Origin of the sequence: Leeuwenhoekiella nanhaiensis (assembly GCF_002744755.1) — a bacterium.
GTDB lineage: Bacteria > Bacteroidota > Bacteroidia > Flavobacteriales > Flavobacteriaceae > Leeuwenhoekiella > Leeuwenhoekiella nanhaiensis.
Map to the genome: position 1 here is coordinate 187,673 of NZ_KZ319289.1, position 14,002 is coordinate 201,674.

Here is a 14,002-nt window from a genome sequence, read left to right on the forward strand (position 1 = left end):
TTCGGCCTATATTTGCATTTTAGAATTAATCTAATTAAGAAGTTGTGAAATTAGAAAAACAAGCCCTTTTAGAAGCTTTAAAAACCATCAGCGTACCCGGTGAAGGTGAGGATATGGTGAGCAGTGGTGCCGTGACTAATGTGGTTACTTTTGGCGATGAGGTCATCGTAGATGTAACTATAAAAAACCCAAGTCTGCAGGCCAAGAAGAAAACCGAAGTGGAGATTATGAAAGCCATTCATGCCGAAGTGCATCAGAAGGCTAAAGTAAAGGTAAACGTACGGGTTGACGCTCCTGAAAAGCAGCAGAAAAACGAAATTAAAGGGAAGCCCATTCCCGGCATACAAAATATTATTGCAGTAGCTTCCGGTAAAGGTGGGGTTGGTAAATCTACGATCACCGCAAACCTGGCTGTAAGCCTGCAAAAAATGGGCTTTAAAGTAGGTATCCTTGATGCTGATATCTACGGGCCATCTATCCCGATGATGTTTGATGTGCAGGAAGAGAAACCTCTTTCTGTTAAAGTAGACGGGAAGCAAAAAATGAAACCTGTGGAGAGTTACGGCGTAAAAGTGCTTTCAATAGGATTTTTTACCCGTCCCGATCAGGCAGTGGTATGGCGCGGACCTATGGCTTCAAAAGCTTTAAATCAAATGATTTTTGACGCAGCCTGGGGTGAACTTGACTTTCTTCTGGTTGACCTGCCTCCAGGTACCGGTGACATTCACCTGAGTATCGTACAGGCGATGCCCATTACCGGTGCTGTTGTGGTGAGTACGCCGCAGAATGTAGCTTTGGCAGATGCCAAAAAAGGTGTGGCGATGTTTCAGCAGGAAAGTATAAACGTTCCGGTTCTTGGAATTGTTGAAAATATGGCCTGGTTTACTCCCGAAGAATTACCAGATAATAAATATTTCATCTTCGGAAAAGAAGGCGCCCGTAATCTGGCCGAAGACTTAAATGTGCCGCTTTTGGCGCAGATTCCTTTGGTACAAAGCATTCGCGAAGCCGGTGATGTGGGAAGACCCGCTGCATTGCAGGAAAATACTATATTAGCCGAAGCTTTTGAAGAAATGACTCGCAACAGCGTAGAACAGCTTGTTAAACGCAATACCGATTTGCCACCTACCGAGGCGGTTAAAATCACCACAATGGCGGGTTGTGCCGCAGTTAAAAAATAATGCTATGACAGATTTAGAATTAAAAGGTAAGGTAGAGGCAGCTCTCGAAGAAATACGTCCTTTTTTACAAAGTGACGGGGGTGACATTGCTTTGCTGGCCATTGAAGACGGGCGCACCGTTAAAGTACAGCTTGAAGGGGCTTGCGTAGGATGTAGCGTTAATCAAATGACTCTAAAAAGCGGCGTTGAAATGACCATTAAAAAACACGCGCCACAAATAGAAGAGGTGATTAATATTACCGCTTAAGACCCATATTCAATAATCTATACAACTGTCCGGTATTTTTCCGGGCAGTTTTTTTTGTCTTGTTTTAAGCGTAATATGAACATTTAATAATATATTTAGAGGTTTAAAATTCAGATTATGGGTCACTCTAACGGAAGGCGTACTGCCTTAAAAAATATCGCATTGGCAACATCAGGGGCAAGCCTTGGGCTTACCGCACTTAGCTGTAAGACCGAAACTAAAGAAGAGCCAGAGGAGCTTTTGAGAGAGGAAGCAATAGCATTAAAAGGTAACATCAACCACGCGGCCTGCTACTGGTGCTATGGGAGTATGCCACTTGAGAGTTTTGCACAGGGAGCGGCAGCGATTGGGCTTAAAGGCATTGACTTACTCAAACCCGAAGAGTGGGATACGGTTGAGCAGTATGGACTCAAATGCTCGGTAGCTACAGATACGTTTGCGAATATTGAAAATGGATTTAACGATCCTGCCAATCACGCAGATCTTCAGGCTAAATATGCCGGGCTTATTGATAAGGCAGCGGCCAAAGGAATTAAAAACGTTATTGTTTTTTCAGGAAACCGAAGGGAGTTGTCTGACGAAGAGGGAATCGCCAATTGTGCTGAAGGTCTTCAGCCACTTGTAAAGCAAGCCGAGGAAAAAGGCGTCATTTTGATTATGGAATTGCTTAACAGCAAGGTTGACCATAAAGATTACCAATGCGATCATACCGCCTGGGGAGCCCAACTGTGCGAACGCATCGGTTCAGAGCATTTTAAATTGCTTTATGATATTTACCATATGCAAATTATGGAAGGGGATGTGATACGTACCATAAGGGATTACAACCAGTACATCGCGCACTACCATACCGGAGGTGTACCCGGCAGAAACGAGATCAATGACAGCCAGGAATTGAATTACCCTGCCATTATGAAGGCCATTCTGGATACTGGCTATACCGGTTATGTGGCTCAGGAATTTATACCTACATACGACGATAAGCTCGCCGCTTTACGGGAAGGTGTGCGTATTTGCGATGTACAGTACTAATCCTATTAAATCACTAGACTTTAGAAGGGCTTAATCCGTAGTTTTTCTTAATTTTGCGCTCTGAAATGGCTTACCTTATCGGGGAGTCTCTTAATCGCCTAAGGGCATAATCGTATTTGTCATGCAAGACATCACAATCACCGTAATTGACCGGGAAGGAGTTGCTCACGCGCTTGAAGCTCCAACAGATATGAATTTAAACCTTATGGAAGTGTGCAAGATGTACGAACTTCCGGTTGAAGGTACCTGTGGTGGTATGGCGATGTGCGCTTCCTGCCAGTGCTATGTACTCTCCGATCATAAGCTGAATGAAATGGGTTACGATGAGGAAGCTATGCTTTCGGAAGCTTTTCACGTAGAAGATAACAGCCGTCTGGGTTGTCAGATTCCCATTACTCCAGATCTTAACGGCCTCGAAGTAAAACTGGCGCCCGAGAGTTAAGCCAAAACTTTAAGGGTATCGGCCTAATTCGTTTTAAGAATTTCTAGTGCTACAGGAAGTAAGCGTTCTACAAATTCTGCATAAGCCTTTTCGGAAGGATGCAAGTTGTCTATAGCTACCAGTTCCGGGTCTTCAAGACCCTTTCGGGTGATGTCTGTAATATTCAAAAAGCTCACGTCAGAAGCTATTGTGATGCTTTTAGCTGCGTCGTTAAACGCGTTGATTTCGGCTGTTATTTCTTCCGGGTTTGTAGTGCTTTGGCCAAAAGGCGTAAACGCATAATCAGGTATGGAAAGTACCACAACCCGATCCCGGTCTCCTTTGGCCAGCTTCACAGCTGTTTCCAGTAATTCTTTAAACTCGGTTTTATAGGTTTCCAGGCTTCCACCCTGATACTGATTATTTACTCCAATGAGCAGGGTTACCAAATCCTGATTTTGTGCCGGGTTTTCCCCTTTAATTGCTTGAATAAGGCTTTCGGTACGCCAACCCGTTCGGGCAATGATTTTGACAGACAGGTCGGCTTCTGTTTCATTTTCAAATGCGGCTTTAAGCTGCATCGGGTAATTGCAGGTCGCGCATACGCTTTCACCAATGGTATAACTATCTCCCAAAGCCAGATAATTATACGTTCCGCTTAGTTCGGCATCAGATGGGTTGGGTTCAGGATTTTCGGAAGGTAGTTCTGATTCCGGCTCCTGAAAGGTAATGGGGTCGTCTGCTGCGCCACAACCTAGTAGCAGGAATGCAAGTGAAAAGTAAAATGCTAGAGCTTTCATACTAAATCTACGAGTTGGGGGCTCAATTGGTTTTATAATCGATGAGTTTCTGCGGACCTTCCAGCAAAATGCGAACAATCTTAAGGACCCCGTCATCGGTGGTCGCTATTTGCCATTTGATGAGCGAGATAAAGCCGTTTTCAATTTCCAGACCGGTAATGCTTCGGGGGTGTACACAGCTTCCGTCATTAAAATAGGCAATATCACCCGGTTCTGGAAAACGGGGCCGGTGTGTATGACCGGTAATCGTAAACTGGTTGTTGCGCTCAATAATCCATTTTTTGGTGCGGCGTTCCACTTTTTTGAGTTCGAGATAATTTTTAGCCGGGCTGGTAGGGTCAGAAATACCCGCTCCCTGTAATGGCCGCCACAGGACCCTAACCATAAAGCGGTTAAAACGCCAGCCCACATAATTCATCCAGTCTGCCTGATGCCCATGACACAAAAAGAGTTCCTGCCCACTTTGTTCGTTTTTCAGAATTAATGACTCGTGTACTTCAATCCCAGGAAAAAGCGGTCTTTCCTCACCTGTTCTTCGATCAAAATGCGAATGCAGATTTTTTTTGACCTGCGACGGGTTTTTGTAAATCATATCGTGGTTGCCCCAGACCAGATGCAGTCTGTTTTCCAGATAAAACTTACGCATCAGTTCGTAGACATTTTGATGGGACTCGTATAGGGTAGAAAAATGCAGATTTTCCCAAAGCTCATCGCCATCTCCCAGTTCACAATAGGTAAACCCGTTTTTATAATACTGCTGGAGGGCATGAAAGTAGATGTTGCGGTTGTTTGCAAAATCGTCTGCACCGCTGTTGTCCCCGCGATGGCAATCGCTAAAAAGTATAAACTTATCCGTATCGTTAAACGGAATTACTTTGGCATCCTGAAACGCCCGGTTAAAACGGCTTCTTGAAGACATTTGCTATCGTATACAATCCTTTAAAGATACGATAAGCTGGTTTATGCGGTTATTTTAGAGTTGATTTCCTTCTCGATGCCATTCCACAAAATGATACGCTTTTTAAGTGCCGTAACCGCAGTATGACGGGCTTCTTCCCACTTCATCAGGTCAGTACCACAAAGTTCTTCAATCATTTTAAGAGCCATAGGGCCGTGCTCGTCGCCGTCAAGTTCTATATGACGGTCAAAGTAGTATTTAAATAGCGTGAGATCTTCCTGTGGGAAATTTTTGATGATGTTTCCAATAATCTGAGTAAACATATCGGGGATGAGGTCTTCACGGCCAAAGGTAAAGGCAGCAGCTATTTTATGCGGTTTCCCTTCAGAAATGGTTTCAAAGGTAAAGCGCAAAAATTCTTTAACGCTATCCGGAATTTCACTGACGGCGATTACCAAAAATATATCGGTGCCGTGTATGATGTGGTTTAAAAATGCATTGATCTGATCTAGAGAGGCTTCCGACTTTTTCATAGCATCCAGATACATCTCAAAATGACTCTGGCGCTTTCCGTCCATATTTACGTCGGTTTCCTCAGCCAAAACAATCTCGTTGATGAGGTAGCGCACCTCGGGATTTCCCAAAGGATACCAGGGCGTTGAAACTTTAGTAAGATCGTATTGCAATGACTTAAGCAGCGACATAAAATCCCATACAGCAAAGACATGATGCTGCATAAAAATCTTCAGATCTTCAGGAGTTTTGAGTTTTTTATAGAGGCTGTGATTAAGAAGCTCCTCCTGAAACGGAGCAATCGCTTTTTCAATATCCTGTATCATCGCAATTAATTTTTTGCAAAATTAATAAACGTCAGCAATACGCCTATACATTTCAATTAGATAATATCTATGAAGCAATTACTTAAAAGCATTTAGGCCGGTAATGTCCAGGCCGGTAATCAGCAGGTGGATGTCGTGTGTACCTTCATAAGTAACCACACTTTCCAGATTCATCATATGACGCATAATGCTGTACTCGCCGGTAATGCCCATTCCGCCAAGGATTTGACGGGCATCGCGTGCAATTTTCAAAGCCATATCCACATTGTTGCGTTTAGCCATTGAGATTTGAGCCGAAGTAGCTTTGCCTTCATTACGTAAAGTTCCCAGTCGCCAGGCGAGGAGTTGGGCCTTGGTGATTTCGGTAATCATTTCGGCCAGCTTTTTCTGCTGAAGCTGGAAGGCACCAATGGGCTTCCCAAATTGCTGGCGCTCTTTCGCGTAGCGCAGAGCGGTATCATAGCAGTCCATCGCAGCCCCTATTGCACCCCAGGCAATCCCGAAGCGTGCCGAATCTAAACACATTAAAGGAGCGCCCAGTCCCGATTTGTTGGGCAACAGGTTTTCTTTTGGGACCTTTACATTATCGAAAATGAGTTCGCCGGTAGCACTTGCCCGCAACGACCATTTGTTATGGGTTTCGGGGGTTGAAAAGCCTTCCATCCCACGCTCAACGATGAGACCATGAATGCGGCCTTCTTCACTTTTTGCCCAGACCACAGCGATGTCGGCAAAGGGCGAATTGGAAATCCACATTTTTGCACCGTTCAGGACATAATGGTCACCGGCATCTTTAAAATTGGTCACCATCCCGCCGGGATTGGAGCCGTGATCGGGTTCGGTGAGGCCAAAGCATCCCATAAATTCTCCGCTGGCGAGTTTATGTAAGTATTTTTTACGCTGCTCTTCAGAGCCAAATTTATAAATAGGATACATCACCAGAGAAGACTGTACCGAAGCTGTAGAGCGCACCCCGCTGTCTCCGCGTTCAATTTCCTGCATGATGAGACCATACGCGATCTGGTCTAGACCGGCACCACCGTATTCTTCAGGAATGTAGGGACCAAAAGCGCCTATTTCAGCCAGACCACCTATGATTTGTTTAGGAAATTCTGCTTTTTGAGCCGCTTCTTCAATAATTGGCGATACTTCCCGCTTTACCCAGTCGCGTGCTGCGCTGCGTACGAGTTTGTGTTCATCGGTTAGCAGGTCGTCAATGTTATAGTAGTCGGGTGATTCAAAAAGATCAGGTTTCATAAGCACTGTTGTTAATCTCTAAAGTTTTGTGCGCTTTCACTAAAAATGATGTAATGAAGGCACTTATAAGTGTGCTAAATTTAGAAAAATGCTAAAACCTATGCTACTCAAATAGGGAAATTTCGGCAGGGTAATTTTGCTACATTTTAAGGTAAAAATCCCTGACCAGGTTTTGGTAGGCTTCGGTGTACTGATGCCGTGTAGTTTCGATAATCAGATCGTCTTTCTCTAGGGATGCTTCGGGCTTGCGTGAAAAGGCGATAAGCACGCGCTTAGCCGGAACCTCAGGATTTCCCTGAATGCTTGTGATCTTAAAAGGATACAGATTTGCTTTCGCCGCCAGGCTTATGAACTCCTCTTCCCGCATCTGCGGAATAATCACGCAAAAAACACCTGTTTCCTCCAGAAGCTGGTTCACAGAAGCGACCAAAAGTTCAAAAGGCATCGCGTCTTCAAAACGGGCCTGCTCACGGGCTGAGCCCTGTTGTTCTTCTAACTGAGTACTGCCCTCAAAATAGGGAGGATTGCATACGATGAGGTCGTAGGTGTCTTCAATTTCGGTAGCAAATTCATAGAGATGGGCGTGATAACAAAACAGACGATCACCCCAGGGTGAGGCTTCAAAATTGTCAACAGCCTGCTCGTAAGCATCTTCATCCAGTTCGAGAGCATCAATCACTTCGGCATCTGAGCGTTGTGCGAGCATCAATGCGATGACTCCCGTTCCGGTACCGATATCGAGTATAGAATACGGGTTTTGATGTACAGGCACCCAGGCTCCCAGTAGAACCCCGTCTGTGCCAATCTTCATCGCACAGCGATCCTGATTAACCGTAAATTGTTTGAATTTGAAAGGTTTTGACACAGAAATAGATTTAGAAATTTTGTCGTTTGGGTATTTGGGCGTGCCTGCCTGCCGGCAGAGGCGGGCTATTCGCTACAAGTCCTCGTCCCCATTTGCCGGGACTGTGGGCTTTTCGCTGCTATCCCTCACGCTTCATTCAATAGCGGAATTTATAGATTATAAATGAAAGCGATAAGCGTTAGGAGAATACAGATGGCAATAAAAATCACCCACTGTTTTATAATTCGGTTTTGTTTCCGCAGTTTTAGGGTCTGCCTGTATTTCTCCAGTTCGGCAGGTTTTAATTTTTTAGAATCAAATTTAAAACCGGAGTTGGCAATCTTGTACCCAGAAGCATCCCTGCGGTGGCCGCTGTGCTTTTCCTGGCGCTCACGCCGTCTTTGAAGCGTGGCCTTAAATTGATCTAAACTGCCATTCATAATCTGGTACTTTACTTATAAGTACTCAGAACGCTGAAACGTTACAAATAAATAGCAATCAATCCTTCAGGCGTATCAAGCGTAATGGTTTTGGTACTGCGATCTACTTTTTTGATAAAGTCATCATTTATAGGAATAAGGACTTCTTTTCCCTGATGGTCAATTTCAAATAAAGCCTGTGCGGTGTTGTCGTTGATCCCGGTAATGGTACCTACTTCGCCATAGTACACGTCTTTTACGGTAAAGCCGATGACCTCGTGGTAGTAAAATTTATTGCCTTCGAGTTTGGGTAACATAGAAAGCGGAAGATAGAGTTCTGCATTGACCAGATCGTCTGCATCTTCTTCGGTATTCACGTCTTCAAAATCGATGCGGAGCAGGGTAGATTTGTGCAGTTGAGCACTACGAATAAAAAAAGGAACCAGATTGCCATTAAATTCGACAAAAACTGATTCCAATTCTTCGTAAACCTCAGGTTCGTCTGTATCTAGCTTAGCCAGTAACTCCCCTTTAAAGCTGAATTTTCGCACGATTTTGCCCAGATAGAAACATTCTTCTTTGCGCATCGTGAGCGAGTATTACTTAGCTTCTTCTTCGTTGTTCTCTTCAGCAGCAGGAGCTTCTTCAGTAGCAGCTTCAGCTTCTGGAGCTTCTTCTATTTCTTCCTCTTGAGGCTGAGCAGCAGCGATACGAGCTTCATTAGCAGCTTTTTCAGCAGCTAAAGCCTCTTTACGTGCTTTTTCCTGTTCCTTAGAAAGGTTTTCTTTTTTAGCATCAATTTTAGATGCTTTTTCTTCAACCCAGGCATTGAACTTTTCTTCAGCCTGCTCTTCGGTTAATGCGCCTTTACGCACACCACCGGCAAGGTGATTTTTAAGCAATACCCCAGTGTAAGAAAGTAAACGTTTTGCAGTTTCGGTAGGCTGAGCCCCGTTTTGCAACCATTTTACAGATGAATCTACGTCCAGGTCAATAGTCGCAGGATTGGTGTTTGGATTGTAAGTTCCTAGTTTTTCTAAGAATTTACCATCACGTTTAGCACGCGTGTCTGCGGCTACTACCCAGTAAAAAGGTTTTCCTTTTTTACCGTGTCTTTGTAATCTGATTTTTACTGGCATAAAAATTAATTTTTGGGGTACCCGACCCCGGTTATAATTTAAAAATAAGCCCTCTGCTTAACGTTAAGCAGACTGCTGTCTTTATTGAGGGCGCAAATATACTACAATTTTCTGTTTATCAATGCGTTTAAAGCTTGTAAAATTAGTAATTTGCAGTCCCTTAATTACACTGTTGATGATCAGGCCTTTTCTTTTCGTTATTTTGAGTCTGTTGTTGGTGTCGTGTGCAGATGATGTCACCTTCAATACACCCGCATTTCAAGGTATTAAAGACACCCTTTTTTTTAAGGCTGCGGGCACCCGTGCTCAATTAACCGATGCCAATGAGGTGATCATCTCCGGAAGTCTAAACGGAGAGCGCGTAGACCTTAAGTTACCGGCTTACGGTACCGGAGTTTTTGACCTGAGCGCAGGTTCTTTGGCAATGGCAGATTTCTATGAGGCAGACGGCAAACAATACAGTACCCGCTTTGACGGGGAAGGTGAAGTTGTGGTAGAGCGGGTTGATGACAGCCTGTATACAGGTTCGTTTCGGTTTAGGGCTGTAGCACCGGCAGATACAACCGAAGTATATTTTACACGTGGTTATTTTTACGAGGTGCCCTTTTTTAAAGAGCCGCCCCCGCCAGTTATAATACCCGTTGTGGAAAGCGCTTTTGGTTGCAAAATACAGGGAAACATGTTTAGACCCGAAGTGACCTATTCTTCTGAAGGTAACGGGATCATTACCGGGGTGGGCAGTACAAACTCGGTGATTGTTCGTTTGCGTTTTCCACGGAATATACAACCTGGAGTTTACGATCTGACTGATTTTAATGTGAACAGCCCCTACCAGGCGTCTTATATTTCGGGAGCATTTAATCCTCAGGTGCAGTCGGGTACGGTGACGATTATTTCCAATAACATCAATCAAAAATCGGTAGGAGGAACTTTTGAGTTTACCGCTCAGGGCGCAGGAACCATTCAGGTTACCGAAGGTTTCTTTGGTTTCAATTATTAAGGCCTGTTATTTTTGGTTTTTACACGTTTCCCTTTCTTAAATAACACTTCTTTATCAGTCTTTTGTATTCGGGTTGAGTAGTTTAGCTTTTTAATTGCATTACACCCAACAATCATTTGAATACCAAATTTCTATTTTATGCCCGGGCAGGTCTTTTTGCAAAGGCTGTGCTTTTTTTGGCTATTGGAGTTCTTACTACTATGGCCGCATTCAATTTGGGCGGATTTAAGACGGGAAGTTTTACGCTGATGAATTTTCTGGCCGAGAAAGCTGCGGGCAGAGCTCTGTTAATTTTGTGGGCAGTAGCCTTGTCAGGCTATGTGTTTTGGCGGGTTTATGAAAGTATCGCAGATAAGCGCGAATTCGGAAACGATCTTACCGGTATTGCAGAGCGTATCGGTTTCGGTTTTGGGGGCTTGGTTTACGCCTTTCTGGCTGTGAGTGCGTTGCTTGTAGCTCTAAATCCGCAAACATCATCCTGGCTCAAGGAGACCGATATGCAGCAACTTATCCAAACCGATCTGGGTAAGTACACAGTCATGGCGATAGCAGTTGGTATGCTGGGCGCCACTTTGAATGAGTTTTACATCGCCATTTCCAGAAAGTTTTCCAGAACCATTGCGATTGAGAGCGTAAAGCCGTTTTACAAAAAGCTGATTTTAACCAGCGGAATGATAGGTTATGCCTCCCGTGGCATCACGCTGGGTATCGCTTCGTTTTTATTGTGGGATTCGGCTTTTACCAATCGGGATCTGGAAGACACCAATAAAGAAGCCGCTTTCTCGGTTATGGAATATTTATTTGGCAACTGGACGCTTGGTGTAATTGCCCTTGGTTTCATTACTTATTCATGCTACGTTTTTGTTGAAGTACGCTATCGAAATCTCCAGACCTTTAGAAAAAACCCAGACACTAGCCCGGGGTTATAGGTTTTTATTCTATACCCAAAAGACTCTCATTAAAAAGCTTCAGAATACGTTTGTACTCATCGGTCCAGCTGCTGGGCTCTACAAAACTGTGATCTTCTACCGGGTACACTGCCAGCTCCCAGTTGTCTTTACCTAATTCGATCAGGCGTTGCGTAAGCCTTACGACATCCTGAAAATGTACGTTGGTGTCTACCATTCCGTGCTCAATGAGTAAATCACCTTTTAAGCCTTCGGCGAAATAAATAGGCGAGGAGCGTTTGTACGCGATGGGGTCGTGAGTGGGTTCGTTAAGAATATTTGATGTATAGCCGTGGTTGTAATGCGCCCAGTCTGTCACCGAACGCAAAGCAGCACCGGCTTTAAAGGTATCAGCTTCCGTAAATAAGGCCATAAGTGTAATAAAACCGCCGTAGCTTCCACCGTAAATCCCCACTTTATCAGGATCAATATCGTAGTTTTCGATAAGGTATTTCACGCCATCAACCTGATCAGACAAATCTTTTCCGCCCATATGACGGTAAATACCGGTCCTCCAATCGCGACCATAACCTGAGCTGGCGCGGTAATCGATATCAATCACCGTATATCCCAAATCGGTGAGCATATTGTTGAACATGTATTCTCTGAAATAGCTGGACCACCATTTGTGAGCGTTTTGGAGATAGCCGGCTCCGTGCACAAACACCACAGCAGCATTGTTTTTTACCGAAGCATCCGGAACATACAGTCTTGCAGGAACCATCGCTCCGTCTTCAGCTTCAAATCTGATGTTTTGCGGTACGCGCCAGTTGTAACTTTTAAAAGCTTCAGACTGGCCTGAGGTAAGTTGTTGGGCTTCAGCTTTTGAACCGGTTTTCTTAAAATATAATTCCCATGGCTTGTTGCTATACGAATGACGAATCGCCATATACTTTTCGTCTGGTGAAAGGCTTACTTCGTTGTTACCGGGCATTGATGTGAGTTTTTCCATCTTTCCGCCCATAACCGGCATGGTGTAGAAATGGCGTTCGCCGGGATCTACTTCTGAAGTGGTCAAAAACCAGGATTTTTTATCCTTAGACAAAAACGGATCAAAAACCTCGTATTCCCCTTCGGTCAGGGCTTTTTTGGTTCCGGTAGTAACGTCAAGCAGGTAGAGGTGCGAATAGCCGCTGGCCTCAGACTGAAAGTAAATGTGCTTATTATCAGGCAACCAACCCAGAGTTCCGCCGCCAAAAGACCAGCCGATTCCGGGTCCGGCAATCCAGGCTTCGTCACGCTGGCGATCCAGGGTTTCGAGGCTTCCGTCTTCGAGATTGAGTAAAGCAATCCACCGGTCTTTGTTGTCTTTAGATCGAATGTTCACAATAGCCTTGCTGCCGTCGTCTGAAAATACAGCCTGCGAGATGATGACATCGCGTTCTTTTTCTTCCCACTCGCGATCGGGATAATCGCTAGTATAATCGGGCAGGTCTGTGATTCCAAGGAGTTTTGAGGTGTCTACCTTATAAACCGTGTCTTTTTTAACGTTGTAAATGGCAAGGGAATTTTCGGTGTTATCCTTACCCACTTTGCTGCGCGCCCGTAAATCCTGCGTATAGCCGCTGGCATCTACATAATTGGGTACGTTGGTGCTTTCGCCCCGATCACGCTGCATCAGCATAATCGTTACAAAATCGGCTTTCGGACTCACCTGCAATCCGCTAACCGACTCATCCCCGGCGTAAAAGGTATAGGGATTAGGATCTGCCGTCATTTCGCGGTAGGCTTTAGAGATCGAATCCTGCTCTTCCCGTTCGCGTACAATTTGCAGCAGGCTTAAATTTTCATCTTTAAGCCACTGGTCTTTTTCCGATAGTTTTTTGGACCTGTCCTCAGGAGCCTTGCCTTCCCTGATGTTGGTGATTTTGCTTAGCATTCCCGTTTCGGTATCCAAAACATAGGCATTGTTATCGTATTCAAAAGCAATTTGACTTTCGTCTGCCAGAAACGTGTAATTGCCAATGCGGCTTCCCAGATCAATAAGTTCTTTGGAGCGGTCGTTCTTAAGTTCGTAAACCCAAAGCGCACCATCTTCAGTATATAATTTTTTGGTCTGATTGGAATTCCAGGTACCATATCGGCCCGGCATCGCTTTGCGCTCGGCCAGACTTACTTTTTTAATCTTATCCAGATCACTGATGTTTATTTTATAAAGACTGTCAGCAGGATTTCCTTCGGGGTTGTAGTCAAAATAGATGTTTTTGCTTTGCGTATCCCAGTTTACATTTTCGGGGAACGTACCCATCCACTTCGGGTCCTGCATTATTTTTTCTACGGAAAGGCTTGAGGTTTGGGCAAAAGCCGAAGTATTGAAAGCAAAAAGTACAAGAAGCGCCAGGCTCCAGAACGATTTAGTCATAAACAAAAATTAAAGAATTAGCCAACTTGCGGAAAGTTACTGAATACTTAAATAATAAAATTGAGTCGAATTCAATAGCTGCTTTTATTTTGGATTAAAATTTTCCGCATCAAACTCTTCGCCTTCTAGAATAGAGTCTTTTATTTTCTCTTCAAAGATGAAAAAGTGCCGTTCTGTAATTTCATAAGTACAGCATTTGCCTAAGAATCCATTAAATTTTTTATAAACTGTGTATTCTTCATTTTGGTACTCAATTCTATTTGGATAGACAGGATATAGCGTAATAGAATTTATGATTCCAAGAAAAATTCCACCAAAAAGAAACATTGAGAGAAACAAGAGCGGTGTTAAGAGGTAAGCGGAAAAATAAATAGCAACCTTTTTAAAAGGGTGGATATATGAAAAGAATAAAATTAATCCTGACAGGTAAACTCCTAAAATTATTGCATACGCTAATTGATAATTAAGGCTAATCTCAAAGATATTTTTAGCTGTAAAATTGGCAAGCGCCAGAACAAAAAGGGTAAAATGAATTTTGTAAAGTTTACGTCTCATTAAGTTGTACAATAGCCTAAATATAGTTAAAAACAAAAAAGCCTCTCCGCCTAAGGTGGAA

At 43.9% G+C, this 14,002-nt stretch carries 16 protein-coding genes; 6 read left to right on the plus strand and 10 right to left on the minus strand.

Annotated elements, in window-relative coordinates; translation table 11 throughout:
* The first annotated feature begins 44 nt into the window (after positions 1-44).
* The 4 genes from CJ305_RS07555 to CJ305_RS07570 all read left to right on the plus strand — a co-directional run bounded on the left by CJ305_RS07555 (position 45) and on the right by CJ305_RS07570 (position 2,902).
* A complete protein-coding gene (locus CJ305_RS07555) occupies positions 45-1,181 on the plus strand; it encodes an Mrp/NBP35 family ATP-binding protein (protein ID WP_099645654.1) in 1,137 nt (378 codons plus the stop codon).
* A 4-nt stretch (positions 1,182-1,185) separates the two neighbouring features.
* Entirely contained in the window at positions 1,186-1,428 is a 243-nt protein-coding gene (locus CJ305_RS07560) for a NifU family protein (RefSeq protein ID WP_099645655.1), read from the plus strand.
* Positions 1,429-1,545: 117 nt separating this feature from the next.
* On the plus strand, positions 1,546-2,460 hold the full coding sequence (locus CJ305_RS07565) for a hydroxypyruvate isomerase family protein (RefSeq protein WP_099645656.1): 915 nt from the start codon (positions 1,546-1,548) through the stop codon (positions 2,458-2,460).
* Positions 2,461-2,581: 121 nt separating this feature from the next.
* Complete coding sequence (locus CJ305_RS07570; RefSeq protein WP_099645657.1) at positions 2,582-2,902, plus strand: 2Fe-2S iron-sulfur cluster-binding protein; 321 nt, start codon at positions 2,582-2,584, stop codon at positions 2,900-2,902.
* A gap of 23 nt (positions 2,903-2,925) precedes the next feature.
* Here the strand turns inward: CJ305_RS07570 and CJ305_RS07575 are convergent, their stop codons facing one another.
* The 8 genes from CJ305_RS07575 to CJ305_RS07610 all read right to left on the minus strand — a co-directional run bounded on the left by CJ305_RS07575 (position 2,926) and on the right by CJ305_RS07610 (position 9,077).
* Positions 2,926-3,681 carry an SGNH/GDSL hydrolase family protein gene (locus CJ305_RS07575; protein WP_099645658.1) on the minus strand — a complete coding sequence of 252 codons (756 nt, stop codon included), beginning with the start codon at positions 3,679-3,681 and terminating at the stop codon, positions 2,926-2,928.
* A 22-nt stretch (positions 3,682-3,703) separates the two neighbouring features.
* On the minus strand, positions 3,704-4,600 hold the full coding sequence (locus tag CJ305_RS07580) for a metallophosphoesterase (RefSeq protein WP_099645659.1): 897 nt from the start codon (positions 4,598-4,600) through the stop codon (positions 3,704-3,706).
* Between the two features lie 41 nt (positions 4,601-4,641).
* Positions 4,642-5,418, minus strand: coding sequence for a DUF3050 domain-containing protein (locus CJ305_RS07585; RefSeq protein WP_189319405.1), 777 nt, complete (start codon positions 5,416-5,418; stop codon positions 4,642-4,644).
* A 78-nt stretch (positions 5,419-5,496) separates the two neighbouring features.
* Complete coding sequence (locus CJ305_RS07590) at positions 5,497-6,675, minus strand: acyl-CoA dehydrogenase family protein (protein ID WP_099645661.1); 1,179 nt, start codon at positions 6,673-6,675, stop codon at positions 5,497-5,499.
* Positions 6,676-6,814: 139 nt separating this feature from the next.
* Positions 6,815-7,486, minus strand: coding sequence for a tRNA1(Val) (adenine(37)-N6)-methyltransferase (locus tag CJ305_RS07595; protein ID WP_099645897.1), 672 nt, complete (start codon positions 7,484-7,486; stop codon positions 6,815-6,817).
* A gap of 203 nt (positions 7,487-7,689) precedes the next feature.
* Entirely contained in the window at positions 7,690-7,959 is a 270-nt protein-coding gene (locus CJ305_RS07600) for a hypothetical protein (RefSeq protein ID WP_099645662.1), read from the minus strand.
* A gap of 41 nt (positions 7,960-8,000) precedes the next feature.
* The gene (rimM, locus tag CJ305_RS07605) at positions 8,001-8,525 is read right to left on the minus strand and encodes a ribosome maturation factor RimM (RefSeq protein WP_099645663.1); all 525 of its coding nucleotides are present in this window, start codon (positions 8,523-8,525) and stop codon (positions 8,001-8,003) included.
* Between the two features lie 12 nt (positions 8,526-8,537).
* Positions 8,538-9,077: a 30S ribosomal protein S16 gene (locus CJ305_RS07610; RefSeq protein WP_099645664.1), complete on the minus strand. Its 540-nt coding sequence runs from the start codon at positions 9,075-9,077 to the stop codon at positions 8,538-8,540.
* 175 nt (positions 9,078-9,252) lie between these two features.
* Between CJ305_RS07610 and CJ305_RS07615 the strand changes: the two genes are divergently transcribed.
* Together CJ305_RS07615 and CJ305_RS07620 are read left to right on the plus strand one after the other, a co-directional pair.
* Positions 9,253-10,077 (plus strand): DUF6252 domain-containing protein, encoded by an 825-nt coding sequence (locus CJ305_RS07615; RefSeq protein WP_099645665.1) that lies wholly within the window; start codon positions 9,253-9,255, stop codon positions 10,075-10,077.
* 116 nt (positions 10,078-10,193) lie between these two features.
* Positions 10,194-11,006: a DUF1206 domain-containing protein gene (locus CJ305_RS07620; RefSeq protein ID WP_099645666.1), complete on the plus strand. Its 813-nt coding sequence runs from the start codon at positions 10,194-10,196 to the stop codon at positions 11,004-11,006.
* A gap of 4 nt (positions 11,007-11,010) precedes the next feature.
* Here the strand turns inward: CJ305_RS07620 and CJ305_RS07625 are convergent, their stop codons facing one another.
* Positions 11,011-13,386: a S9 family peptidase gene (locus tag CJ305_RS07625; protein WP_099645667.1), complete on the minus strand. Its 2,376-nt coding sequence runs from the start codon at positions 13,384-13,386 to the stop codon at positions 11,011-11,013.
* A gap of 84 nt (positions 13,387-13,470) precedes the next feature.
* Complete coding sequence (locus CJ305_RS07630; RefSeq protein ID WP_099645668.1) at positions 13,471-13,941, minus strand: hypothetical protein; 471 nt, start codon at positions 13,939-13,941, stop codon at positions 13,471-13,473.
* Between the last annotated feature and the right edge of the window lie 61 nt (positions 13,942-14,002).